We start from the raw sequence: 25452 nt of genomic DNA on the forward strand, positions 1-25452 counted from the left end.
CGGCCGTAGCCGGGAGGCGGAGGATTATCAATAGGTGGTTCGTCCGCCCGAGAGGTCGAATACGCTGGCGGTGGTGAAACTGTTGTCGCGGCTGACCAGCCAGGCGACCATGGCCGCGGCCTCATCGACTTCGAGAAAGCGCCCGCGGGGGATGCGCACCAGCATGTAATCGATGAATTCCTTGGTCAAGGTATCAAGAATGCGCGTCTTGGCGGTTGCGGGAGTGATGGCATTGACCGCGATGTCGTATTTGGCGAGCTCCTTGCCGAGCGACTTGGTCAGGCCGATGACACCAGCCTTGGCGGCAGAATAGGCTGAGAGGTTCGGATTGCCCTCCTTGCCTGCGACCGAGGAAATATTGACGATACGACCGTAATTGCGGGCCTTCATCGAGGCGATGACCACCTTGTTGACGTAGAAAGTGCCGTTGAGATTGATCTCGACGACGCGCCGCCATTCGTCGGGATCATAATCCTCGAGCGTGGCGTTCTGCCCCGCCACACCGGCCGAATTGACCAGAATCGAGACCGGGCCGATCTCGGCCTCGACCTCGGCATGGACCCGGCCCAGGCCGGCCAGGTCAGTAATATCGACCAGCTTGCTGGTTGCGTCCGGACCGAGACTGTTTACGGCCAGCGCCAGCGCCGCGGCATTCATGTCCCACAGGCTGACCCTGGCGCCCGAGGCGATCAGCCGCTGAGCGATGGCAAAGCCAATGCCCTGCGCGCCCCCGGTCACCACGGCGACCTGATCCTTGAGGTTGATAGCATTCATAAAACTGTTCCCCGCTCCCTGCAGCAAGGGTAGCCTCGAGGAGGGGGCGTGTCCAATGGAGCGTTTATGCAAGTTCCTGTGCTGGGCCCCGAAGAGTTGCGATCGACCTCACACCACCGATACCCCCGTCAATCGCCTGCAGCCGTGCCAATTCGTCAGCGAACGGCTGGTAGATGGCTCGCCTGCCGCCCCACCGCCGAGCTCAAGCAATCCGTTCTGGCATGGGCGATTACTGTCCCAACCGAAATGGTTGAGTACGGGGTAAAGGCATAGGCCCTCCATTGGCACGCCCTTGGCGCGGGCCAGCTCTACCTCTGCTGCAACATAGCGCAGCCATGCCGGGCGGGCGTCGAATTCGATACCCGTCTCCGCCAGCAACACGGGTCGCCCATAGCGGCCGTGGATTTCCATCAGTAGCCGATGCAGGGGACGATATTGGCGGTGATGGCGATCAAGGGTGGGGCCACCGTTGGTTCCGTCAGGTGGTGGGAGAGCCCCGCTCAATATTTCCGCGGCGGTTGTCGAAAATCGGCGGCGCCATTCGTTGCCTCAATACGAAAGACAACTCGACGGGCACTCAGTCTGGAATTAGCCCGCTCTTAAAGTGAATCGACATTTTGGGAAGGAAGCAGCCGTGAAATTCATGTGCCTGGTAATCGTGGACCAAACCTTGGCCGACAAAATGCAGCCGGAAGACTGGGCTGTGATGGGCGAGCAGTCGCAGGCCTATGACAATTCGCTCATCGAGCGCGGCGCGTATGTGCACGCCGAAGCTCTGCAAGGCGCAGAGACAGCGCGCACCGTCCGCGTGCGTGATGGTGATGCAATGATAACCGACGGCCCGTTTGCCGAGAGCAAAGAGATAATCGGCGGATTCATCCTTGTCGATGTAGTCGATATCGACGCAGCCATGGAGATTGCCAAGAATATTCCCATGGCCCGATTGGGTGCGATTGAAGTCCGCCCGGTGATGACCTTCTGACAAAGCCTCGGCGACCGGGTGGGCTCATTCCGTCTCCGGTCGGCTCACCTACCGCCCTTGATCACTCCTCACCATCGCCACGCTGTGGACGAATTTGGCTCACATAGGGATCGTTACAAACGCATGGATCGTTTTGACGATTTGCTGACGATCCATGCTCAAGAGTAACGCTGGCCGCGCAGACTGCACCCTGGTTTGGGAGCCACTGCTAGGGCGCCGCCACCGAGAGAGTATGCTTTGGTTCAATACAGATACACGTTGCTTGAGCATGTCGGCGATCCCCACCAATGGCGCTACACCTGGCAGATCAAGGACGACGTCAGCCTTGACAGCACCTGCAGTTTTTGCGGGCGCAATGCCTTGCGCGTCACCTATGAAGTCACTCGTGGGACGGAGGTGGCGTGGGTTTGCGAGCATTGCGTTGCCCGGTACAATATCAGTGCCGATATCGACGGCGAGCCATTGGGGCCAAAGGAGGCGCGGGCCTATGCTCATGGCCTTACGGCCCGGCTCAAGCAGCAGACGTGCAAGGACATCATCCGCCGCATCCAGGATCAGCTTGTGGACGCGGATCTGGAGCCGGTCGCGGTTTATTTCGACCGCAACCTGCAGCTATCTCCGCATTGGGCCGCAAAGCTCTTTATGACCCTGGTGCAGATCGGCGAAGAGACCAAGGCACAGGTGTTCGAGGTCCAGACCCGCAGCAAAATCCATCAACGGGAGTTCGGCGATCTCGATGATCGAGAGCGCGGGCTGGTCTGGATCGCGCTGTCGCCGCAGCAGCGCCGTCGCCTCGCGTCACTTGGGTTTGCGCCCTTGGGAGCGCTTGTCCGCCGCAGCCTTTCGGTCCGGGTACCCCGGATCTAGTTCGAGTTGTCCGCCTCGTGCATGTCAGCTCTTACCGGAGTGGCAAGTCTCTATTCCATACGAAATACTTATAATTTCCAATGACTTATAGATAGTGTCCGCCTAACTTGGCGGAACCCTGCCATTTGGCCGCCCCATTGCGGGCGTGATCGATATCAACAATCCTCGCACTGACGATCAGTAGCGAGGATGGGTGTTTGACAGCGACTACCCCACGAGGAAATCGACCGACATTGCGTCTTGCACTCGGCCTTGCCATTGGCATGGTTTGGATGGGCGGGGCGCAGGCCGCGTCGCCTTACAAGCTGGGTGTATCCGACACGCTCCGGATCAAGGTCGTGCAATGGAAAGCCGGCAGTTCCACCTTTGAGGAATGGACGGCGCTGAGCGGAGAATATGTCGTCGGGGCCGACGGCACGGTCAATTTCCCCATGCTCAACCCTATCGAAGGCGCCGGCAAGACCAGCAGCGATCTGGCGGCTGTGCTGGGCGCGACCTTGCAGCAGACCCTGGGCCTCAGCACTGCCCCCACGGTAACCGTGGAAATATCCACCTATGGTCCGATCTATGTGACGGGTGATGTTGGAACTCCGGGCGAATATCCATTCGCGCCTAACCTCACCGTGGTCAAAGCCATCGCGCTGGCCGGCGGCGAGCGCCGAAGCACCGAAGCAGTCGCCCGGCCGGAGCGGGAAATGCTCACCACATCGGGCGCGCTGACCGTTCTGCTGGAGGAACACCGCCGTTTGCTGGTCCGCCGGGCCCGTCTCGACGCGGAACTTTCAGGACTAGAGCAGATCGCCGTGCCGCCCGAACTGGACGGCGCGCCGGATGTGGGCGCCTTGGTCGGGTCCGAAACCGCCATCCTGTCAGCGCAGAGACGACAGGCTGAGGCGCAGTCGACCTCGCTGACCGATCAGGTGTCTCTGCTCAACCGGCAAATCGAGGCTTTTGGCCAAAAGCAGACTGGCACCGAAGCGCAGCTGGCCAGCGCACGCGACCAGCTCGAAAAGATCACAGCACTGTCCGACGACGGTCTTGCACTGGCGTCCCGCGTCACATCGCTACAGACCAGTGTCTCCGACCTGGAATCCCGGCTGCTCGATACCCAGACCACCACCATGCAGGCCCAGCAGGATATCGCTGAGGCCGAGCGCGAACAGTCCCGGCTGACCGACCAACGGCTTTCCGACATGTCGCTGGAGCGCCAGACCGTCGATGGCCAGATTGCGGCCCTCCAACTCAAGATCGCTACCCAACAAGGTTTGGTGCAAGAGGCGGCGCTTTACACCGGAGTTTCTGTGGCAGGCCAAACAGCTCCCACCATCGCCTACAGCATCGTCCGCAATGGCGAAGAGGTCGCTGCGGACCTCAACACATCAATTGAAGCGGGCGACGTTGTGGTCGCGCGAGTGGAGCTGACACCATGAACGCACGACGCCTGTTATTCACATTGGGCGCGCTGGCATTGACCCAGTCGGGCCCGGCTTTTGCGCAAGGTACCGCCTTCCGCGACGACTTTGACACGCTCGATGCCGGGCGCTGGTATGTCTCCGATGGCTGGAGCAATGGCGCGCACCAGAACTGCACATGGTCCACCGACCAGACCAAGGCTGTCGGTGGCCAGCTCAAGGTCGGCTTCGCCCCTGTTCCAAAGGGCGATCGGCAGTATCGTTGTGGCGAAATCCAGACCCGAACAGCCTATGGCTATGGCACCTATGAAACGCGCATGAAGACGCCGTCCGGATCGGGGCTCAATGCAGCGTTCTTCACCTATATCGGACCTCAGCAAAGCAAGCCGCATGACGAGATCGACTTCGAAGTGCTGCTGCGCAACACCGCCCAGGTCGACACCACCACATTCGTCAAAGGCAAGAGTGGCGACGGCACAACCGGCGGCGGCCAGTCGCATACCTTGCCCGGTCCATCGGACGCTGATTTCATCACCTATGCCTTCACTTGGGAGCCGGGAAGCATACGCTTCTACATCGATGGCGCACTGGTCCGCACCATGGACGATCCAAAAACCATCCCCACCAATCCGCAGCGTATTTTCTTCAGCCTGTGGGGCTCCGACACGCTGACCGACTGGATGGGCAGCTTTACTCCCGTTACAGCCCCTATCGCACTTGAAGTGGACTGGGTGGCCTTCACCCCGCTCGGGGAAAGCTGCGCTTTCGACGGTTCCATCCTGTGCCAGAACTGAGGACGACAACATGAAACTGGTGTTCTTTCGCGGCAAAGTGCCCAATTTCGGCGACGAGTTGAACCTGCATGTCTGGCCAGCTTTGCTACCCAAGGGGTTTCTCGACGAAGACGAGTCCGAGTTGTTCGTCGGCATTGGCTCGATCATCGGCGACCACCTGCCCGCCAAATCGCGCAAGTTCGTCATGGGCTCGGGCTATGCCGGCTATATGGGCCTGCCCGACGTGCATGACGGCACTTGGGATATCCGCTTCGTGCGCGGCCCCAATACCGCCAAGACGCTGAACATCGACCCGGGGCTATCGATCTGCGACAGCGCCGTGCTGCTGCGGGCCATGGACCTGCCGGCTCCCGACAAGAGCGTAGGCGTCGCCTTCATGCCGCATTATGAAAGCCTGGAGCGCGGCAATTGGGTGGAAGCCTGTCGCCAGGCAGGGATTACGCTGATCGACGCCACCGAGCCGGTCGAGAAGGTGCTGAGCCAGATCCAGGGCGCACGCCTTCTGATCACCGAAGCCATGCACGGCGCCATCGTCGCCGATGCCCTGCGCACGCCCTGGATCGGCGCAAAGCCGATCTATGGCGGGCATCACAAGAAGTGGCTGGACTGGGCGGGTGCGCTCGATCTCGACGTGCGGCTCAACGATCTCAAGCCGAGCAGCGTTCTGGAATATTACATTTCCAAGACCGGCCGTGGTGGCGCCATGGGCAAAATTGGTCGCCTCAGTGGGTCGCCGGTTGCGGCTCTGCCCAACAAGATATTGACCAACGTCGCGGCCACCCATCTCGATCAAATGGCACGTCTCGAACCGCAGCTCAGCAGCGACTCGATGATCCTTCGGGTTACCGAGCGGGCACGAGATGCGGTGGATGGTTTTGTGCGCAGCCGGGTAGCAGCGGCCTAGCGTCTGCGGCGGACAAAACCCGTCAGGGTTTTGATCTGACCTCTTCCCAACACCACGATGATGGCGCCGTAGCTCAAAGCTGCGGCGCCTATTGTTGTGACCAAACGCAGCAGCGGGTCAGCGGTCGCCAGTTCGAGCTGCACGAACCAACCACAGAGGCCCATGGTGAGGGTGGCGAACACTGGCAAGGCAAAGGACCGAAGGTAGGTCCATACCGAAATGTCGAGCATCCTGACCACCATGTAGAGCGTCGGCAGCCAGAGGGTCAGATTGAGGATGACGAGCGAGTTGGTGAGCGCGACGACGCCCCAGCCGGCGAACAGGAAGATGTAGAGGACGGTCACGGCCTGTTTGCCGAGAATATAGTAGAACCACAGGTTGGCATGGCCCTGACTGCGAATCAGCGATGATTGCAGGATGCCGACGGCGGTGAGCAGGCCGAGCACGCAGAATGCCTGAACCACTGGCACCGCCGAAATCCACGACTCGCCAAAGGCAAACGGGATCAGGTCCGGTGCCACCAGAGCCAGCCCCGAGAAGACCGGGAAGGCTACTACCGACGACGCGAAAGTGCCTAGCAGGTAGGCCTCGCGCAGTTTCTTCGGCTCGCTCTGCATCGACGACAGCAGGGAATAGGACACCAGATTTAACGCGCCGGCGATCAGGTCGGTGAGAATCTGGAAGATGCGGCGGGCGAAGCTGTAAATGCCGAGCCAGGTCGGCCCCATCAAGGTACCGATCAACAGCTGGTCGATGTTGATCGTCGTTATGAAGTGATTGCCGTTGGAGAAAAGGCCGAAGGCCCGCAGGTCGCGCAGTGCGCCCCGGTCGAACTGGAATTGCGGGAGCCACCGCGCGCCCACCATGGCCCCGATACAGGCCGCTATGGAGCCGGCCAGCTGCGAAAACGCCAGGGCCCATAGGCCGAAGCCGGCCCACAAAAGGCCCAAACAAACCAAAGCTGTGACCACCGATGCCACAGTGGTCCGAAGCGCCAGCATCTTGAACGACATCGTCCGCACGATCAGCGCATTGGGCACGGCGGCAGCCATGTCGAAAATAACCCGCGCACCGACAAGCGGGATGAGACTGGCCAGCAATGGCTGACCGGCCGCGTTGCCGATGAACGGCCCCGACACACAGAGCGCCGCATAGATAACGAGCGCCGCGCCCAGGCAGAGCCAGAATACCGTATTGAGATGGGCCGCGGTGATCTGCTGGCGCTGGATCAAGGCCTCGCGGAAACCGGCGGGCGCCAAGGCAACGCCTACACTGGCGATGCTGACGGCGAAGGCGACGATGCCGAACTCGGTGGGCGATAGGACGCGCGAACTCGCGAGGAACACCAGAAAGCCCAGCACCCCGGGCACGAAGCTGCTGACCAGAGACCAGAGCGTACCCTTGATCGCGGCGGCAGCCCGGCCTTTGGTCAGGTGATCGCGCCCTGCCGTGGTGTCTGTTGCAACGCTCATGCGGGGTGAATCGGCCTGCGCTCACGCGACGCAACGAAGCGGTCGAAATCTGGCGTGAGACGTCCGAGCGTGCGGATCATCAGGCCGCGGGCGCGATGCCGCAGCGCATCGAGCGGGGACATATGTTCGCCCAGTCCCTGATGGATGAGGGCCTTGGCAACATGTGTCGCTCGCACCCCGGCAGGAGCGGCAAAGCGTGGATTGGTCAGGAATTGCGCCTGGCGCTGCGGGCTGGTCTCGGTCCACACCTTCTGACGCAATGCCTGAACGGCGCGTTTCAGGTCCAGTTCACGCCGCAAATACCCGGCATTGAGCTCGGCATTGCGCGTGGTCTGCTCGGCGTTCTCCGCCCACACCGCAAGCGGCGTCATGGCCACATAGACCGGCTCGGCAATCGAATAGGTGCGCAAGTACTCCTGCAAAGTTGCCGTGCAGGGATACTGGATTTCCAGCAACGAGCGCGCTCGCACCGACCAGAACAGCCCGCCGTTCGAGACGCCGATCCCCGCCAGTAATGCGAGCCTGAACTCCCCGGACTCATAGTGACCTTCCGTGAACAGATCGTCGAGCACGCCGGTGGTGCCGACTTTGGCTGAGTCGGTACCGCTGGCGTATTCCACCACCTGATTGCGCAGCACGATCTCGACCTGCTCGCGGCGAGCCAGCGCGATGTTTTTGGCGCAGAATTCGGGAGTTATGTAATTGTCGTCCTCGACCACGCAGAAGAATTCCGCCTCACGAGGGTTTTCGGCCGTGAAGCAGTGGTCGATATTGCGGGAGGCAAACAGCTGCGGCTTGTTGGCCGTGTAGTGGATGCGTGGATCGGCCAGTTCGGCCACGACATAGCGGCCAGCCTCGGAGGGGTCATCGTCGTAGACATCGCAGACCCAGTCCTCCGATGTCTGGTCGATCATCGAATGCAGCGCGCGGCGCAGGGCCAGCGGCCGCTTATAGGTGGGCGTGCGGAAGTGAACGCGGTCGGTCTGGTATCGCGACATGGCTCAAAGCTCCTCTAGAAAGACGTGGCCGGTGGGCGGCATCGGCCGGTTTACGCAGGGCGACAAGCCCGGCAAGCGCATAGATCAGCGTGGCAACGCCCATGATCGTGCGAATGGAGAATTCAAAGAACACCTCCACCTCGATGAAGCTGCGCAAGATCATCAAAGTCTGTAGAGCCAGCAGCAGGGCATTGGGCGCGGTGGGGCGCGCCAGGGTGTAAATACCCATCAGCAGCGCGCCGCCATACATGATGGCGATTTGCAGCCCGAGCCCGACCAGCCCGATTTCGACGGCGTTGGAAATGTAGGTGTTATGAAAGTTGAAGCCGGCGCCGGAGGGGACGTCGAACATGGCCCACAGTTCCTCGGCGGGCGCGAAGCCGATCACCCAGAACGAGCGATAGCCCAGCCCCTGCAGCGGCCTTTCGGCGATGTAGCTCAGCCCCGTCGCCCATAGCTCGGTGCGGCCGGTCAGCGTCGCGTCCTTGCCCGATCCTTCAAGGATATCGGTGAGCAGCGTATCGCCCATGGTGGTGATCAGCAGCGCCAGCGCGGCACCGATCAGCAGCAGCATCGACAACATGAACACCCGCTGCATGCCGCTGAGGCGCGCCGAAAGCACGCTCAGCAGCACGACGCCGATGCAGGGCAGTACCATCATGCTGGCGCCTGCCGATTGCGCCAGCACCAGTAGCGGCGCCGAAGACCCAGCACCTGCCAGCCCCAACAGACGGAGCGCCCAATGGGACTTTCTATCGGCCGCGACGGCTACCGAGATCAGCGCGAATACCGCGATATGGGCGGCAAAGGCGTTCTTGCTGCCGAACACGCCCAGCCAGGCGCCAAAGGCCCCGGTCCGTCCGAACAGGATGCTGGCGATAACGCCGATGCCATAGACCAAGAACATCAGCCGCATCAGTGACGCCGTCGATAGCCGTCCGGTCATCACCACCGCAAAGATGAAGGTGAAGGTCAGCTGCAAGCCATAGCGCAGCGAATTGCTGGGATATTGCGACCACAGCGCGGTCAGCAGGCAATAGGCCGGCAACAGCAGCACGAACCACCAGCGGCGAACGCTATCCATGCTGGCTGACACATTGCTGACGATCAGCAGCCCGCCGCAGCCCATAAAGGTCAGCGCCGCCAGCGAGCCAAACATGGCATTGAGCACCAAGGCAGCAAAGGCGCCAAAGGTCAGCAGATAGGCCTGGTTGATGGTGAGTTGATAGGGCGATGCGCTCATGACGCTCGCCGCAGAAGTTCGGGCCGCACCAGGATTGCCTCGGGGATGAAGCCGGCCGCATAGCGCCCAGCGTCGTCCACCGCGATGCAGCGCCCGTTGGCGTGGGCGGCAAGGTCACGCCAGACCAGACGCGAGCCCGGAGCGGACCAATCCACCAGATGCGCCGGTACATAATCGGGCACAACGTGTTCCACATCAGGAGTGCCCTGCCCGCCCAGCGTGATCGTCTCAGGTCGCTTTAAGGCGACTTGTTGCTCACCTCGGCGCGTGCGGCCTTCTGCAAAGGATGTCCACAGGCGCCCGAGATGCGATGGATCGCGAGCCAATATGCTCAAGGCCTCTGCCGGTTGGCGCGCCTTGATGCTGACGACGAGCTTCTCGTAAGCCAGCCCGGTTTTCAGCATGGAGCGCCGTTTGGCAAAGGCCGCGGAAAGCTCGGGGGATAGCGATGAATTCTCTGCCGCCAGCGCATCCTGGCGCTCGAGCATTGCCCTCATGTCCGGCACCGACAGCCGGTGCGAGATCGACGCCGAATGCCGCCGATAGAGGTAGAACGGCTCCGGCACGACGAGCATGTTCGCTTCTGCCATGAGCAGGCGCAGCACGAAATCGTAGTCCTCGCCGATGCGCAGGCTCTGGTCATAGCGCAACTGCTTGAGCCGGTCGGCCCGGATCATCGGCTTCAGGTAGCCAAGCGCCGGCGAGCCATCCATGCCCGCCAAAACCCAATCCTTTGGCGATACTGTGAAGCTGGCATTCGCCGCCTCGCCCAGCATCAACGACGGCGGGCTGCCGTCCTCGTGGAACAGCAGCAGGTCATCAGCGACGATGTCGGCGCCATGCGCCGCGGCAGCGGCCAGCAGCCGTTCGAAGCGTTCGGGATGGATGATGTCGTCGGAATCGACTACCGCCACCCACTCGCCGCGCGCAATATCCAGCGCCTGATTGCGGCAATGGGCCGGGCCGCGATTGGCTGCGCCGGCAACCAGCCGAATACGGGGATCGGCGGCCATCATCTCCCGAACCAGTGCCACGCTGTTGTCCCTGGAAGCGTCGTCGCTGACGATGACGTCGAGATCGGCCATGCTTTGGGCAAGCACCGAGCGCAGCGCCGGGACGATCTTCGCGCCGGCCTCGAAATTGGCCATCACGACGGAGATGCGCGGCCGGTCGTGGGGCCCCCGATCAACTGATTTCATGGTATTTGCCTGTTCTGGCTGCGCCCTCAGGCGACGCCTTCACCCGGCTCGGCCTTGGACGAAAAGCTGCTGCCGACCTGAGCTAGCACTTCCTCCAGCCGCAGGATCTGGCTATCGAGCTGCGCCACGCGCTGACGGGCACGCGCTGCGCTATTTTCGGCCGAGCCGATAGCGGCCTCGTCGATGCGATCGCGCTTTCCGTATTCGGCCGAGTTGTCCAGCATCGTCGCCGCCTGGGCATAATAGAGGTTCATGCGCTGGCCGAGGCCATCGCGCTCGCGACGGGCGTCATTCAGGGCCATGGAGATGGCGTTGCTGATGGTGCCGAGGCGAGCCTCGTCGGTCTCTGCGTCGCGGCCGGGATTGCGGGCGCGAAAGGCACGAGGACGTAGTGAAAGCAAAACCATTTCGTCTCCTTTAGCGGCTGCCGGTACGCATGACGACGACTTTGACCGTCTTGACCAGGATCACGATGTCGCCAATGAAAGACCATTGGCGGACATAGAGTGTATCGAGCTGGACGCGCTGGTCGTAATCGACGTCGCTACGGCCGCTAACCTGCCAAAGGCCTGTAATGCCTGGGCGAACGGCCGCATAATGTTCGATCTGCTCGGCATAGCGGACCACTTCGTCCTGCACGATGGGACGTGGCCCGACGAGGCTCATCTCACCGCGGATGACATTGATCAGCTGTGGCAATTCATCGAGGCTGGTCACCCGCAGGAAGCGGCCGAGTGGCGTGACGCGCGGATCGTCGTGCAGCTTCTGGGTCGCGTCCCATTCGGCGCGTGCCTGAGGGATCAATTCAAGGTGACGCCGCAACGCCTCCTGGCTGTCCACCACCATCGAGCGGAACTTGAGGCAGCGGAAGCGCTTGCCGTTCTGCCCGATACGCTCATGGGAGAACAAAATCGGACCGCGATCGGTGGAAAACATCAACACGGCGATGAAGAACATGGCCGGAAAGGCAAACAGCAACATGGCCGAGGCGACCACGATGTCAAAAGTTCGTTTGGAGCCAAGCCCCCGTCTTGCACTGAATTTGGAATGGCCGCCCGATGGACCGACTTCAGCATTGGTGATCGACATGAGGTACTCTCGCGAAGTTTGAAGCCTGGGAACGAGTAGCGCTGCCCGTCCTTCTGGACGTGGGACATAGGTCGCGTAAGCGCATGCGCTGACGCGGGTCCGAACCCGTCGAAACATCGAATTACCCTGTTGATGGGTGCGCCGCGTCTTGACCGCAACGGGTCCGTGGCTGGACTTTGCGTTGCTGTCGACCTTCAGGCAAACATGATCGGAAAGTCGAGGCAACGCCGGGTGAGCATAGCTGCAATGCGCAGCTTAATCACAAATTCACCCCAATTGAATTTGGAAAACTCAAGCAAATCAAACTGTAAAGTCGAGAGCTACGATTGAACCGGCACGCGAGAGATTATCGTTTAAACTGTTCTTGGCAGCTTGGGGCTTGCAAGTAATGCAAGGCTATTTGCGAACAGAGCCGAGGTTCACCAATTGAACAGGAATGTAAAACCGTTCCAGAGCAGATAAATGCCGACCCAGGCCAAAGCCATCACACCGATGGCGACCAAACCCCAGGGCCAGGATAGCGTTGCGCGTTCGTGTGCTGACGGCGACTTCGTCAACTGCAATTTCTGCGCCTGACCATCATCGGGCAGCTTTGGCTCCACGAAAACCTCCCAGGAAGCCAAAGCCAGCGTTCGGCTTGAGGTCCAGTAGCGGTCACACGCCTGCCCTTCGCGGGCATATGCTGCGCCTGTAACTCAATACCATCGCCGGGTAAATACAACCCTCACGGCCGCAGGCAAATAGACACTTCGATCACGTCTGCGTTGGACCGGCTCCTGTGCCGAGGCAAACTGGGCGCGAGTAAGCAGTTATACTTGGGGCCAGGCTGGTTGATCAAAATCTACTTCGATGTGCTGCGATATATTGTGAGAGTATATTTTGTGACAAAATGGAAATGCGGCCGCAACCGGGCGTAATTGCCTGCAACGTAGGCAAGCAAGGTCAACAGCATATCTGCAATCGAGCCATGCAACGCCAACCGGAATTTCAGGTGGCTCGACTGATCCTGCTATGGTCCAATCCACTCACCGACCTATAATAAGGAGAGTGAATTGCAAAAACGTGTGAAGACTGCTGTTTTTCCTGTCGCAGGACTAGGAACCCGCTTCTTGCCCGCAACCAAGGCCATGCCCAAGGAAATGCTCACGGTGGTCGATCGGCCACTCATTCAATACGCGGTCGATGAGGCCCGCGAGGCTGGAATCACCCACTTCGTTTTCGTGACCGGGCGCAACAAGGGTGTCATCGAGGATCACTTCGATCGGCAGTTCGAGTTGGAGGCAACCCTTGAGGCGCGGGGCAAGCTCAATGCCCTGCGAGACCTGCAACGCGATCTGCCCTCAGCCGGTCGCACCAGCTTTACTCGCCAGCAGGAACCGCTGGGGCTCGGCCACGCCGTTTGGTGTGCCCGCGATATCGTCGGCGACGAGCCGTTCGCCCTGCTGCTGCCGGACATGCTGTTCAAGTCGCCTCGCGGCGTGCTCAAGCAGATGATGGAAACCTACGAGGTCACCGGCGGCAATATCGTCGCCGTCGAGGAAGTGCCGATGGCCGAGGTTTCATCCTATGGCGTGGTTGCGCGTGGCAAGGGAGATGACCTCAGCTTCCGCATCAACGGCATGGTGGAAAAGCCGGCCGTGGCGGATGCGCCGTCCAATCTGATCATTTCAGGCCGCTATATCCTGCAGCCGGAAGTGTTCACGCTGCTGGCGGATCAGCCAAAGGGCGCCGGCGGCGAAATCCAGCTCACCGACGCCATGCAGACATTGATGACGCAGCAGCCCTTCGTCGGCGTCAAATACGAGGGCCAGTCCTTCGATTGCGGGTCCAAGATCGGCTTCCTCACCGCCAATGTCGCTTACGCCTTGGGTCGCGATGATATCGGCGATGACTTCCTCGCAGCGCTTGCCAAGCTGGGCCTCAACACCGCCCTGATGGAAGGCTTCAAGATCGCCGCGGAATAATCATGGGTAGACGGCGCCCTAGTTGGGTGCCGTCTCCATCCGCTGCTCGGCGTCATGAGCGAAACGCTCGAGGCCACCCAGATCGGTAAACCTCGGCAATGCATCGAGATCGACATTGTTGAGCACCACGCCGACGATGTAATCCCCCAGCTCGGGCTCCCGCTCCAGCAGGCTGCTCAGCAGTCGGCGCGGCGTCTTGCCCCACTCGGCCACCAGCACCGCACCATCAGTCAGCGGCAGCACCGATAGCGCATCGATCACCAGGCCAAGCGCCGGCAGGTCGAGCACGACATAATCGAACTGCCCCCGCGCCTCAGCCAACACTTTTTGCATGGCGGGGCCGGAGAGATCGCCGCCGCCTGCCTCTGGTGCCGAAGCAGCAAGTGTGACGATACCAGTCTCGCTATCGGTCACCGCCGCCTGGCGCCAATCGCCCATCTGCGACGGCATGATGCGCTTTGGCATGGCCGAACCGTTCTGTGGCGTGTTCTCATCCGCGTCGATGATCAGCACCCTGGAACCGGTCACCGCCAGCATTTCGGCAAAGGAAGCGGCAAAAATGGATTTGCCCTCCCCCGGCAACGCCGACAGCACGCCCAGCACTGTCGTGCCGCGCTCAGCTATGGGCTGCATCAGCAGGCGCGTGGCTTTCAGTGTCTCCATATACGGACCGCCCCAGCGCCGCCCGATCCGCTGGCCGGAGGCGCCGCGTACCAACGTCCGAATAGTCCGGCGTTTGTCCGCCGTCGTCGCACCGCCAGCGAGCTGCAACTTGGGGACATAGCCCAAGAACCGCAGGCCCAAATGGCGCCGCACCTGCGAACCGACGCGGAATCCCCGCTCGCGCAACTCGTTGATGGCGCTCAGCACAACCCCGATAAAGCCACCGGCAATTAGCGCCGCGGCGATGATCACCATGGTTTTGGGGCTCGACGGCTGCTCGGGCAGCAGCGCGTCAGTCACGATGCGGATCGATGGGATCGGGAAGCTCTGGCGCTGTACCGATTCCTCATAGCGCAGCAGGTAGCTGTTATAGAGCGACCGCAGCGCATCGGAGCGCTGCTGCAGCTCGTTGAGCCGCACCTGTTCCTGGCTGATCAGCCCGGCGTTTTGCCCTTCGGAATCGATATCCCGACGCAGCCCCGCTTCCTGCTGCGTGGCGATGGATAGCTGTGTCCGATATTGTTCGTCGAGGTTTTGCAGCAGGGCATAGATGCGGCTGTCCAGCGCGGTCTTTTCGGCGCTCAGCGTCAGCAGTTGCGGGTGGTCTTCGCCAAAGCTGGCACGCACCTCGGCAATCCGGCTGATCAGCGCTGCGGATTGAGTTCTTAGAATCGCGATTTCCGCCGGGTCGGCCTGCGTCCCGCTCAGCAACGACACATAGCTTGAAGCTGCCTCCGGACCAGCTGTCACCACTGTCTGCAACTGCTCCGACAAAGCGCGCAGCCGCGCCGTCTCGGCCTGTGCCTCGGCCAACTGGTTCGACAGGCTGCCAATCCGCAGCGTGGTCAAATCCCGATCCTGCCCCACCGACAAGCCGGTCTGCTTGCGATAATCCTCGATGGCGAGGCTTGCCGTGCGCTGGTTTTCGCCAAGCTCGGCCAATCGCTGCTGCAACCAATCCGAAGCGGCGCTGGTCGCTTCGAGTTCGGCATTGAGCTGGTCCTGCAGCAAGGCCTCGGCGTAGGCCTGAGCAATCCGCTGCGCCAACTCGGGCGTCGCGGCCTCATAGCCAACGCGAATGATCGAGCTGCGCCCCATTCGATCGACCTGCACATTGGCCCGCAACATGGCCACTACCTCATCGAGGCCCGCTTCGAGATCAGGCGCCCGCTCGCCCCGTCCAAAGGGGATCAACCCGCGCACTCGTTGCGAGAAGGATGGCGGCGGATTGAGGAAATCCTGGTCGGTCATCAGGTTTTCCGCCTGCGCCACCGCAGTCGCCACGCGGCTCGAGCGCAGCACTTCAATTTCGTTGAGCACCTGGGCTTCCATGTCGACGCTGCTGGTCATCGCAGCGCCGTCGCCGGCCGCCTGTTCCAGCTTGCGGTCGAGCAGCACCTGCCCCGCCGACATATAATTGCGCGGCGCCAGCGACAGGTAAAACACCGCCAGCAGCAGCGCGACCACCACGCTCAGGCCGAGCACCAGAGCCTGCCGCCGCAGCAGCGAAAACACACTTTCCAGATCGATCGTCTTCAGATCGGAAGCATGAGGTGTCGGCGTTTCGAAATGGCTGGTCTTTTCAAGCATGATGGTACTCCGCCACGATGGCCGGGAAAATTGAGGAGACGCTCAACGCGGCGCCGATTGCCCGTAATGGGATGCCTGGCGCACCCCGAGGATGCCCCCGGCCACGCCGAGATGCAGCACGGCGCGCAGCCAGTTCCGGCGTCGTAAGACCGGCGAAAAACTCGTCAGCACGGCCAGCGCGCCGCAGTAGCCGATCTTGGCACCCACAACGGCCAGGGCCTTGGCCCGCGAGCCCGCCTGCAGCATGCCATGGGTCTGCCCGAAGCGCAGGCGACGGCGCACCAGCCACTCCATGTTGGCTCGCTCCGCTGGCACCGGTTCCTCGACCAAGGCATCAGGCGCGAAAGCGATCGTGCCGCCCAAAGCCGTCAGCTGATAGAAAAATGCCGTGTCCTCGCCGCCAGACTGACCGAGGCCCAGATCGAAGCGCAGCGCCTTGTAGGGCGGGCTCCAGCGGATCAGCACGTTGCAGGTGTAGCCGGTGCGGATCACCCCGCCGACGAAAACGGGCATCGTCGAATGGAAATCGCCCGCGACCATCCAGCGCGGCGCATCCAGCCCATAGATGGCGCGAACCGGCCCCAACACCGCGGCAGCCTGGCTTGCCTCGGCCTTGACGACCAGCGCTTCAAGCCAGCCCGGAGCCACGGTCTCGTCGTCATCGACAAAGGCCACGAAATCGGCATCGGCATCGGCATGATCAAGACAGGCATTGCGGGCAATGCAGATATTGACCGCCGGCGCATGCACATAAGTCACCGGAAAAGGCAGTTGCCCGCGTATCTCATCGACCAGGGGCCGAGCCGAGGGCTGATGATCGTTATCGGCAATGATGACCCGGATCGTGTGCCCGCCAGTCGTCAATCCGGCAATGGACAGCAGCGTTTTTCCAAGGAATGCCCGGCGAAAAGTGCAAATGCAGATGTTTACGTTGACCATGGCGCTACACCGCCAGGCGGCGGAACGGGCGCTGCGCCACATGCGCCCAAAACCCGGACGACCAAGCCAGATGCATGATCATCGCTGCCACGCCCACCAACGGCGAGAGCCACATCGGCATCCCATATTCGGGGTTATATTTGCGCGCCGCATGGATGCCGAGCGCGATGCAGCCGACGCCCCACAGCGCGAGCGGGACCAGAAAGCCCCAGTGCCAAATCGACAGCACGGCCAGCAGCACCACCGGCAAAATCGCCAGCGGCGCGAGCTGACGCAGGCGCGGCACTACCCGGTGCTTGAGGATATTGCGCGCCCTGCCCCCGCCGTAGCCAAAGTACTGCCTGAACAACCCTGACGGGGTCGATCGTGGATAATAGGTCATGCCGGTACGGTCGGTAAGCCAGATCGTGCCACCCGCCTGCCGCAGCCGATAGTCCAACTCGGCATCCTCGTTGAACCGGAACGTCTGGTCATAGCCACTGACGGCGCGAAACGCATCGACCCGCATCAAGGCGTGATGGCCGTGATCGACCGGCCCATGGCCCTTACCCGTCCGATGCGCCGAGCCGCCTGTGCCGATGGCAGAGTTTTGAGCGGTAGCGACGGCGCGCTGAAACGGCGCGACACCCACCGTCGTCATCGGCACGACAACAGCCGCCACCTGACGCTCCGCCGCCTCGGCAACCAGTATGCGGCAGTAATCCTGCGGATATGCTCCGTGTGCATCGATGCGGATCAGGAAGTCGGCTTCATCGCCGAATTGCGCCACGACCAGATTGATCGCCGCACTCTGGATACGCTGAGGATTGTGGATCAAGCTCACGCGCGGCGCATCCAGTGCCAACCGCGCCACGATAGCCTTCGTGCCATCGGTGCTGCCCCCATCGGCGACAACGATCTGCGCATCCAACGCCTCGGCCTCCACCAGCAAAGCCTCCAGAAGATCTCCGATATGGCTGGCCTCATTCAGGGTTGGAACCACGATCAATGTGCGTGCGCTCATGCGGCGATCTCCAGTTCGGCCTTAGCGTGCTTGCTGCCTGAAAGTCGCTCTACCAGCTCGACGCATTCCGGCGCCTCGCACAGAAACAGCGCCCGATCCTGCGCCGCAACGTCGGCCGCCAGCTGGCGTAGGCGCTCCCGCGTCATGCCCTCGAACAGTGCGATGAGCGTGGTCTGCGAAACATCGGGGATCACCACGCCAATGCCCAGCCGCTCGATAAAGCGCGCCGTCTCGGTACCGACCAGCGCGATGGGAATTGCGCCATTGAGGCACCCCTCATACAGACGATTGGGTAGCAGCCACTCCGAGTTGAGGCCTTGCTCGAAAAAGTCGATGGCCCAGACGAAATGCACCGCCGAATAAAGCTCGGGCAAATCCTGCGGATAACGAAACGAACCCCGGAACTCGAGATGAGGCGATCGCTCAACCGCGCCGTGAAAGTCGGCAAACTCGGTGAGTGCCGGCCGGCCGGCAAGCGTTACCTCCATGCGCCCCTCAAAATGCCGAGTCAGCCCATCCAGTGCAGCCAGCGAGGCCTTACACCGCAAAGCGCCGAACCAGCCGACCCGGAGCACCGAGGGCTGATCCGCCAACGCCGGATTACTGCCGAACGCGGCAAGCCCCGGCGCAAACACCTTATTCTCCACCAGATGCACCGGCGGCGCGCCATGGATGTTGAAATAATTGCGCACAAAAGCCGGCGAGCTGGTGATCACCACCTGAACATTGCGCATGAACCGCTGCTCCAGCGCCCGCATGGCCCCGCCAATCCCGTCATGCCGCAGCATCAACCGGTGAATATCGAGGCATTCATAAACCACCGTCGGCGCCACGTCCCAAATCCGCATCAGCCGCTGTGCCACCCCGAGCATTTCAAGGTTGCGCGCCACGATGACGTCCGGCCGCCGCAGCGACTTTGCCCAGTCAGGCGCCCGCCAGGCCGCCGCGACAGCGGCTCCCAGCCGCTGCATCATTCGGCCATCATGCGTAACGCCGAGCTCCACCACCGCATCCAGCGGCAGCGTCGTCGCTGGCGCATCGCCCCGCCGAAAGCCGGCGATCGCGACCTCCGCGCCCCCCTGCCGGAACATGGCGATGCGTCGGCCCACCGCCGGATCGGAAAGGTTGTGAACGAGGTACAAAATCCTTGGCAACGAACATCTCCTGCCAGGCGGCTATTGGAATTTGCCCAAATGCAGCAGTCGCCGCTCAGGCATCATCACCGAAGCGACGAGAATGAACGCCCACTTGAGAATGCATGAATGAGGGGGTCAACGTGACTGGGGGTGACGCAGTGCTGCGCCAAACGCATGTCACGAATGGGCCCCAATTGCCTTCGAGAAAGGGAGTAGTGTCCTGCTACCGACTACCCTTGCATACAATTAACGTGATCGCGCCGTTAACGTTTGCATAACCATGTTGACCCACCGTTGTGCAAACGACGGAGGCTTGGATGCAAGTACCAACTGAACGTGAAAACGCGCGCGAAGACCGCATTGACCCAATGTGGTCTGCCGACGAGGATGAACGGCGACTAGCGATTTATCGCCGGGCCGCTGCTGGCGCGCGAAAGACGCTGACGCTTAAGCAATAATCGCACAGGCGTAGTATTGCTGCCGGCACGCTTCAGTGACCCCATGGTCTGGGGGACTTTGTGAAGCGGACTGCGATGACTTTCTGTGCCCGCGGTCTGCCTATCTTTTTTCCCAATTTCAGGCAGTCGCCGAATTAAGACGCCGTTCACCAACCGCATCGAGCTTTGCGGATGTTAAGGGCCAGCACACCTCCATCTTGTAACGTTCCTTACAACAGATGCGAGTTTACATGAGCACCCCAACAAGCGCAGCACATCGCGTATCCTTTCACATCGTCTGGATCTCGGTTGCACTCGGCTCGCTCATTGCCATTGCGCTCGTGCTGTGCGCGTCCTGGATGGCGCGGGAGATCGATACCGCCGCCCTGAACGAACAGCGAAGTGCTGTCAGGACATATATCGAAAATGCCGGCCGTCGCATTCAACTCGATCAAAGCACTGCTGCCAGCCGTGCCGACGGCGTGTTTTATTCCGCGCATGGCCGATTTGCTTGGGTTCCAAAGGGCATGGCCGACTGGGTCAGCGCAGAATTCAACCACGACCGGGTCTATATATTTTATTTGGACGGGTTCGTTCTGCAGGCCAGCGCTCACGGCCAACTGACGACTAGCGAAATAGACCTCACGGATCGCCAAGCGGTGGCGTCCCTGGTCAATCAGGTCCGGATTAGCCTGGCGACGCCAGCAATCGATCAGGCCTCGTCCGCTGCGTGCTGCTTTGGCATCAGACGTTTAGAGGACGGAAGCGTTGCCCTTATCAGCGTCCGCCCGCTTAACTCGTTTACCAGCGCCGACGATTTCGACCGCAACCCCCTCCTGCTTGCATCGGTGGTGCTGTTCAATGACCAGGCATTGATGGCCATCTCGCAGAGCCTCGGTCTCGCGGGCCTCCGGACAACCAATGTAATTCGATCCGCAGCCAATGTTGCCCTGCTCGATGATCAAAACCGGCCACTGGCCTACGTCCAGTGGTCTCTACCGGCTCCGGCTGCAAAGCTGATCCGACAGGTTGCGCTGCCGGCAATAATGTCGCTCATCGTCATCGGCGGTTGCCTCTTCTTTCTTATGGCGTGGCTTCGGCGAACTTCGGTTCGGCTTGAGAACAGCCAAACTCAAGCCAGCTTTCTCGCCATGCACGACACTCTCACCGGCGCGGCCAATCGCTCGCTGTTTGATCAACGCTTGCGCGAGGCGCTTCACTACAGAACCCTTGCCGAAACCAAAATTCTGCTGATTTTCATCGACCTGGATCGGTTCAAGGAGGTCAACGACACCTATGGCCACGCCGCCGGGGATGATCTGCTGAGAGAAGTCGGCCGACGCTTACTGGTTGAGTTGCCTGAGGAGGCAACCCTGGCCCGGCTCGGAGGCGATGAATTTGCTATTGTTCAGCCGGGCATCGTCAGCGACGGACATGCGCGCTGGATATGCCAGCGCCTGGTGCAAGCGCTCTCGGACCCGATAGCCTTGCCGGCCGGTCAAATGAACATCACCGTCAGCGTCGGCTTCGCCGTTGAGACGCCAAGCACTATTTCATCCGAGGAGCTCGCTCGACGGGCCGACGTCGCGCTGTACTTTTCCAAGACAGCGGGCCGCAATCAATGCACCCTCTATCAGCACGCTATGGATGCCGATCGGAAGGAGCGCCTGACGCTTCAGATCGAGCTCCGTAACGCCCTGCTGCAGGACCAGCTAAACCTCGCTTACCAGCCGATTTTCAGCGCTACCTCAGGCGAGATTGCCGGAGCCGAGGCGCTTTTGCGCTGGCAGCATCCGGTTCGCGGCTTTGTTTCTCCGGAATTTTTCGTGGGCCTGGCCGAAGAAATCGGCCTCATCAACGAGCTTGGAATGTGGGTACTTCGCCAGGCTTGCTTGCTGGCCAAGCAGATCAACTTGCCTTGGATTGCAGTGAACCTATCGCCGGTGCAGTTCCAGCGCGCGGAACTGGCAGATGAAATCCTGCATGCGTTGCATAATATCGGCTTCGCAGCTGAGCGGCTGGAGCTTGAAATTACAGAAGGGGTACTTCTTCAGGATTCCGCCCAGGTCCAGATGACACTGAGCCGCCTGCGCGCTGCCGGCGTTCGCATTTCCATCGATGATTTCGGGGCTGGCTATGCATCGATCAGTTATCTGCGCAATTACAAGATCGATAAAATCAAGATCGACCGCTCCTTCATAAAGGAGCTCAACGAAGATCCCACTCTAGTTCACGTCGTACGCGCGATGGTCGACATGGGTCGGGCGATGGGCCTGAGCGTCACCGCCGAAGGTGTTGAAGAAGATGCTCAGCGCCGCCAGCTCACCGAGATGGGCTGCACGCACCTGCAAGGCTATTTGCTGTCGAGACCAATTTCGGCTCAAGCGCTGAGCCAGCTGTCAGGCGAGTTCGAAAATACACCGTCTGTGAAACCTGTGTCGTCCAGACGGGACTGAGACATTCCACGGTCGACTACTGCGCTTGCGACAAAAGCTTCTCGACGTCCGGTAGCACCCTGCTGACAATGGCTTTTACCCCAGCCGCATTGGGGTGGATGCGGTCGGCCTGATTGAGGTTGCTGTCGAGCGCCACTCCTTCGAGGAAAAATCCGTGTAGCGGCACGTCAAACTGCTGCGCCAGAGTGGGATAGACGACATTGAACGCAATGACATACTCGGTGCCCAGAACTGGGCTAGCCTGCATGCCCAGCAGTAGAACCGGCACAGCATGCGCCTTCAGGCGGGTCAGGATCGATTGGAGATTGCTGGCGAGATTGGCCGGAGAAAGTCCCTGCAGCATGTCGTTGCCGCCAAGCCCCAGCAGGACCCTATCGGGTCGCGCGGACAGCGACCCGTCCAGACGATCGAGAGAGGTGGCTCGGTTTGTCTGAACAGCCTGCGGGGGTTCGGTAAGTGAATTTCGGCCTTGGTTATGCCGCTGCCAGGATTGGCACCAGCGCATTGAAGCAGGCTTCGTCCGGGGTCATGCGGTCAAGGCTCGGGTGAGGTCGCCCACTGTTGTAAAAGGCCAGGTATTTGCCGATCAATGTTCGCGCGTCCGAGACGGCGTCATAGGCGCGCAGGTAAACCTCCTCGTATTTGATGGACCGCCAAAGCCGCTCGACGAAGACATTGTCGCGCCATGCCCCTCTGCCGTCCATGCTAATGGCGATGCCATTGTCGCGCAGCAGGCCGGTGAAGGCCATGCTGGTAAATTGGCTGGCCTGGTCGCTGTTGAAGATTTCGGGGGCGCCGTATTTACCCAGAGCCTCCTCAAGCGCCTCGATGCAGAAGCTCACGTCCATGCTGATCGAGACCCGCCACGCCAGCATCCGCCTGCTGAACCAGTCCACCACGGCTGCCAAGTAGACGAAGCCGCGCGCCATGGGGATATAGGTAATGTCGATTGCCCAAACCTGGTTGGGCTGGGTCACCGCCAGCCTGCGCAGCAGGTAGGGATAGACCTTATGGCCTGGCGCGGGCTTGCTGGTATTGGGTTTGCGGTAAATCGCCTCGATGCCCATCCGCTTCATCAGCGTGCTCACATGCAGCCGACCAACAGCAAACCCTTCTCGACCCAGCAGATCGCGCAACATGCGGGCGCCGGCGAACGGGTAATCCAGATGCAGTTCATCGATCCGCCGCATCAGTGCCAGATCGCCGGGCGACACCGGGCGTGGCAGGTAGTAGACGCTGCTCCGGCTGATATCGAGCACCAACGCCTGCCGGGTCACCGATAGTTCATGCTCGCGATCGATCATCGCTTTGCGCTCAGCAGGCCGGCTTTGCTGAGCGCTCCTTCCAAAAAATCGTTCTACAGCGTCAACTGGCCAATTTTGGCGTGTAGCGTCTTTACATCCACTGTCGGCGCGGTCGGCTCAGGGCAGGCCTCGCCGCCAAAAACATCTGCAGCGCCTTCCAGAAGCTGGCTGCGCCATTGCGTGATCTGGTTGGCATGGACGTCAAACTGCTGGGCAAGTTCCGCCAGAGTCTTCTCACCCTTGATGGCGGCCAGCGCTACTTTGGCCTTGAACATCGGCGTGTGGTTGCGGCGGGGTCGTCTCGTCATGGTCGCTCCTGTTCGCGGCCATACTGGCTGCCATCAGGCACAAAATCCACTTATCCCGATGTCCAGATTTCCCGAGCCACCTCTGTTGTAAAGGCGCTACCCGTGCACCGATTAAACCCAGCGTAATTATTGCGGAATAGGCTTCTTCCACAATGCTTCAACTTAAACTCGCGCTGCGAGGCCTCGGTTGCTGCCGGCTGGGGATCAAAATGTCAGTTGAAGCGAAGTCCACTGTCATCAATGGATGGACGGCCGGTCGAATTTTCCGTGAGCCTCTACTCTGGCTCGGTCTAGTTCTAGTAGTGCTGGCTGTTTTGCTGTCGCTGCCACTTAGCGTCGCGATTGGACCGATGTATTGGGACACGTATCTCTATCTTGATGCGGCGCAGCGCATTGCCATGGGACAAACCCCTAACGTTGATTTCCAGGTTCCAGTTGGACCGCTGGTTTACTACCTCTTTACCTGGGGCCTCGAGTTATTTCCACGCGCGCAATTGCTGCTGCTGGCGCAATGGTGCTTGCTAGCTGTCGCCGCGCCACTCATGGCAGTAGTCATCGCGGACACGGCCAAGCGCAGTCATGGCCTCGCGTTTGCGCTGTTGATCCCATTCTTGGTGTTTGCCTTGGCGCCGGTCAATGCGCTGACCTACAGTTCGTTTCCGAGCCTCGATGGATACAGCATCTACAACCGGCACTCGGTGCTGTTACTTTACGTGCTGGTTTCAGGCCTCCTTTTCATCAGGGACGGCCGCAAGCTTGCATGGTTCTGCGCGCTGGCCATGCTGGCGCTCTTTCTAACAAAGATCACGGCGTTTCTTGCAGGGGGCATGATCGGTCTTTTCGCCCTGCTGGCTGGCCGGATCGCGCTGCGCAATGTCGCGCTTGCGGCCTTGATCTTCGTCGTGCCGCTCGCGGTCAGCGAGTTCGCAGTGCACTTCGTCTCGTCCTATCTCAGTAACATTGCCCAGCTTGTGGGACTTAACGAGGGGTCCTGGCTGTCGCGGGTGCTGATGGTGATATCGGCTAAGCTCAACGTACTCGTTCCGGTGGGTGTGATGTGCGCCATGCTGGCTTGGCTTTCGCTCGGCGCCGAAAAAGCCGTGCCTTTCTTTGACAGAAGCTATTGGTGGCTCGGCGTTGCCACCTTGGCAGGCATTGCCTTTGAGACGCAGAATACTGGCGGGGGTCAGGAGTTCATCTTCCTCTGGCCGATCCTGCTGATGGCCTGGCCTCGCCTCCAGGGCTACGAGAAGCGATCGCAGGCAATCCTTCTCGTGCTGGCCGCTTTTAGCGTCGTCCCAACCATCAGCAATGTCGCGCATCGGGTCCTACGTTCGGTCGCCGTCCTGCCCACTTACCAGACGCTTGACCTACCATTGCTCAAGAACATGGAGCAGGTTGCGACCCGTGCGGACCACATGGAGCGGGCTGCTCGCAATGTCTCGCACTACATCGAGTTCTCCGACACCTATGAGAGCCTCGCCCGGCAGGGGCAGGCTCCGAGCTGGAATTATTACTCCGAACTCGACTTCCAGATTTACTTCCTCATAGACATCGCCGCCGGCGCGCAAGCAATCCTGGATTTCGAGGCGGCGAATAGCGTACGGCTCAACACGCTCATGACGCTCGAATTCACCAATCCATTCCCCTGGCTTCTCGATCGCGACGCTACGCGGCATATTCAGATCGGTGCCGATCCATTCCGGACCATACCGCCCATGACGCCCGAGATCAAAGCCGCAATCGATGCGACCGATGCGGTTATCCGTCCCAAATGCCCGGTTACCTCGGGTCGCCTTGCCGTCGAATCCATCTACAGCGAGGCACTCGAAAACAGGCAGGTGGTCGAGATTCATCCCTGCTGGGATCTGCTGCTACGGCCGGGCTTGCTGCCGGCGCCATAAAAAAGGGGCGGACC

At 60.8% G+C, this 25452-nt stretch carries 24 protein-coding genes; 9 read left to right on the forward strand and 15 right to left on the reverse strand.

Annotation, left to right across the window (positions count from 1 at the left end; translation table 11 throughout):
* Nucleotides 1-27: 27 nt before the first annotated feature.
* Together WH91_RS06580 and WH91_RS24170 are read right to left on the reverse strand one after the other, a co-directional pair.
* The gene (locus WH91_RS06580; protein ID WP_046170199.1) at nucleotides 28-774 is read right to left on the reverse strand and encodes an SDR family NAD(P)-dependent oxidoreductase; all 747 of its coding nucleotides are present in this window, start codon (nucleotides 772-774) and stop codon (nucleotides 28-30) included.
* Nucleotides 775-882: 108 nt separating this feature from the next.
* Nucleotides 883-1185, reverse strand: coding sequence for a hypothetical protein (locus WH91_RS24170; RefSeq protein ID WP_074797379.1), 303 nt, complete (start codon nucleotides 1183-1185; stop codon nucleotides 883-885).
* 232 nt (nucleotides 1186-1417) lie between these two features.
* On the opposite strand from WH91_RS24170, the gene WH91_RS06585 reads away from it, so the two are divergent.
* The 5 genes from WH91_RS06585 (at nucleotide 1418) to WH91_RS06605 (ending at nucleotide 5733) form a co-directional block, all read left to right on the forward strand.
* Nucleotides 1418-1756: a YciI family protein gene (locus WH91_RS06585; protein ID WP_083416363.1), complete on the forward strand. Its 339-nt coding sequence runs from the start codon at nucleotides 1418-1420 to the stop codon at nucleotides 1754-1756.
* Between the two features lie 237 nt (nucleotides 1757-1993).
* Nucleotides 1994-2623: a hypothetical protein gene (locus WH91_RS06590; RefSeq protein ID WP_143078075.1), complete on the forward strand. Its 630-nt coding sequence runs from the start codon at nucleotides 1994-1996 to the stop codon at nucleotides 2621-2623.
* 233 nt (nucleotides 2624-2856) lie between these two features.
* Nucleotides 2857-4053, forward strand: a complete 1197-nt coding sequence (locus WH91_RS06595) for a polysaccharide biosynthesis/export family protein (RefSeq protein ID WP_046170202.1) — start codon at nucleotides 2857-2859, stop codon at nucleotides 4051-4053.
* Nucleotides 4050-4829, forward strand: coding sequence for a family 16 glycosylhydrolase (locus WH91_RS06600; protein WP_046170203.1), 780 nt, complete (start codon nucleotides 4050-4052; stop codon nucleotides 4827-4829). The genes WH91_RS06595 and WH91_RS06600 overlap by 4 nt, the downstream gene beginning before the upstream one ends.
* A gap of 10 nt (nucleotides 4830-4839) precedes the next feature.
* Nucleotides 4840-5733: a polysaccharide pyruvyl transferase family protein gene (locus WH91_RS06605; RefSeq protein WP_046170204.1), complete on the forward strand. Its 894-nt coding sequence runs from the start codon at nucleotides 4840-4842 to the stop codon at nucleotides 5731-5733.
* Here WH91_RS06605 and WH91_RS06610 read toward each other — a convergent pair.
* The 7 genes from WH91_RS06610 to WH91_RS06640 all read right to left on the reverse strand — a co-directional run bounded on the left by WH91_RS06610 (nucleotide 5730) and on the right by WH91_RS06640 (nucleotide 12336).
* Complete coding sequence (locus tag WH91_RS06610; RefSeq protein ID WP_046170205.1) at nucleotides 5730-7205, reverse strand: lipopolysaccharide biosynthesis protein; 1476 nt, start codon at nucleotides 7203-7205, stop codon at nucleotides 5730-5732. The two genes, WH91_RS06605 and WH91_RS06610, sit on opposite strands and share 4 nt — an antisense overlap.
* On the reverse strand, nucleotides 7202-8203 hold the full coding sequence (locus WH91_RS06615; RefSeq protein WP_046170206.1) for a glycosyltransferase: 1002 nt from the start codon (nucleotides 8201-8203) through the stop codon (nucleotides 7202-7204). The genes WH91_RS06610 and WH91_RS06615 overlap by 4 nt, the downstream gene beginning before the upstream one ends.
* The gene (locus WH91_RS06620; RefSeq protein WP_052952637.1) at nucleotides 8154-9446 is read right to left on the reverse strand and encodes an O-antigen ligase family protein; all 1293 of its coding nucleotides are present in this window, start codon (nucleotides 9444-9446) and stop codon (nucleotides 8154-8156) included. The genes WH91_RS06615 and WH91_RS06620 overlap by 50 nt, the downstream gene beginning before the upstream one ends.
* The gene (locus tag WH91_RS06625) at nucleotides 9443-10645 is read right to left on the reverse strand and encodes a glycosyltransferase family 2 protein (RefSeq protein WP_052952638.1); all 1203 of its coding nucleotides are present in this window, start codon (nucleotides 10643-10645) and stop codon (nucleotides 9443-9445) included. Before WH91_RS06625 ends, WH91_RS06620 begins: the two co-directional genes overlap by 4 nt.
* 26 nt (nucleotides 10646-10671) lie before the next feature.
* The gene (locus WH91_RS22505) at nucleotides 10672-11052 is read right to left on the reverse strand and encodes a hypothetical protein (RefSeq protein WP_052952639.1); all 381 of its coding nucleotides are present in this window, start codon (nucleotides 11050-11052) and stop codon (nucleotides 10672-10674) included.
* A gap of 10 nt (nucleotides 11053-11062) precedes the next feature.
* A complete protein-coding gene (locus WH91_RS06635) occupies nucleotides 11063-11734 on the reverse strand; it encodes a sugar transferase (RefSeq protein ID WP_046170207.1) in 672 nt (223 codons plus the stop codon).
* Nucleotides 11735-12153: 419 nt separating this feature from the next.
* On the reverse strand, nucleotides 12154-12336 hold the full coding sequence (locus tag WH91_RS06640) for a hypothetical protein (protein ID WP_046170208.1): 183 nt from the start codon (nucleotides 12334-12336) through the stop codon (nucleotides 12154-12156).
* A gap of 450 nt (nucleotides 12337-12786) precedes the next feature.
* On the opposite strand from WH91_RS06640, the gene galU reads away from it, so the two are divergent.
* A complete protein-coding gene (gene galU / locus WH91_RS06645) occupies nucleotides 12787-13698 on the forward strand; it encodes a UTP--glucose-1-phosphate uridylyltransferase GalU (RefSeq protein WP_046170209.1) in 912 nt (303 codons plus the stop codon).
* 18 nt (nucleotides 13699-13716) lie between these two features.
* Here the strand turns inward: galU and WH91_RS06650 are convergent, their stop codons facing one another.
* From WH91_RS06650 to WH91_RS24890, 4 genes are read right to left on the reverse strand one after another with little or no spacing between them, the layout of a single operon-like run.
* Entirely contained in the window at nucleotides 13717-15951 is a 2235-nt protein-coding gene (locus WH91_RS06650) for a GNVR domain-containing protein (RefSeq protein ID WP_046170210.1), read from the reverse strand.
* Nucleotides 15952-15993: 42 nt separating this feature from the next.
* Nucleotides 15994-16890: a glycosyltransferase family 2 protein gene (locus tag WH91_RS06655; protein ID WP_046170211.1), complete on the reverse strand. Its 897-nt coding sequence runs from the start codon at nucleotides 16888-16890 to the stop codon at nucleotides 15994-15996.
* 4 nt (nucleotides 16891-16894) lie between these two features.
* The gene (locus WH91_RS24885; RefSeq protein WP_046170212.1) at nucleotides 16895-17893 is read right to left on the reverse strand and encodes a glycosyltransferase family 2 protein; all 999 of its coding nucleotides are present in this window, start codon (nucleotides 17891-17893) and stop codon (nucleotides 16895-16897) included.
* On the reverse strand, nucleotides 17890-19047 hold the full coding sequence (locus WH91_RS24890; protein WP_046170213.1) for a glycosyltransferase: 1158 nt from the start codon (nucleotides 19045-19047) through the stop codon (nucleotides 17890-17892). The genes WH91_RS24885 and WH91_RS24890 overlap by 4 nt, the downstream gene beginning before the upstream one ends.
* Before the next feature lie 299 nt (nucleotides 19048-19346).
* Between WH91_RS24890 and WH91_RS24595 the strand changes: the two genes are divergently transcribed.
* Nucleotides 19347-19487 carry a hypothetical protein gene (locus WH91_RS24595; protein WP_158409528.1) on the forward strand — a complete coding sequence of 47 codons (141 nt, stop codon included), beginning with the start codon at nucleotides 19347-19349 and terminating at the stop codon, nucleotides 19485-19487.
* A 230-nt stretch (nucleotides 19488-19717) separates the two neighbouring features.
* The gene (locus WH91_RS06670) at nucleotides 19718-21922 is read left to right on the forward strand and encodes a putative bifunctional diguanylate cyclase/phosphodiesterase (RefSeq protein ID WP_052952640.1); all 2205 of its coding nucleotides are present in this window, start codon (nucleotides 19718-19720) and stop codon (nucleotides 21920-21922) included.
* Between the two features lie 16 nt (nucleotides 21923-21938).
* On the opposite strand, the gene WH91_RS06675 is transcribed toward WH91_RS06670, so the two are convergent.
* Complete coding sequence (locus WH91_RS06675) at nucleotides 21939-22427, reverse strand: GDSL-type esterase/lipase family protein (protein WP_074797383.1); 489 nt, start codon at nucleotides 22425-22427, stop codon at nucleotides 21939-21941.
* A protein-coding gene (locus tag WH91_RS06680; protein WP_428040627.1) for an IS3 family transposase occupies nucleotides 22396-23534 on the reverse strand; the annotation gives its coding sequence in 2 pieces (ribosomal slippage) (nucleotides 22396-23282 and nucleotides 23282-23534; 1140 coding nt in all). Before WH91_RS06680 ends, WH91_RS06675 begins: the two co-directional genes overlap by 32 nt.
* 209 nt (nucleotides 23535-23743) lie before the next feature.
* Here WH91_RS06680 and WH91_RS06690 point away from each other — a divergent pair.
* Nucleotides 23744-25438 carry a hypothetical protein gene (locus tag WH91_RS06690; RefSeq protein ID WP_244542475.1) on the forward strand — a complete coding sequence of 565 codons (1695 nt, stop codon included), beginning with the start codon at nucleotides 23744-23746 and terminating at the stop codon, nucleotides 25436-25438.
* Nucleotides 25439-25452: the final 14 nt, after the last annotated feature.

This window comes from Devosia psychrophila, assembly GCF_000971275.1.
GTDB lineage: Bacteria > Pseudomonadota > Alphaproteobacteria > Rhizobiales > Devosiaceae > Devosia > Devosia psychrophila.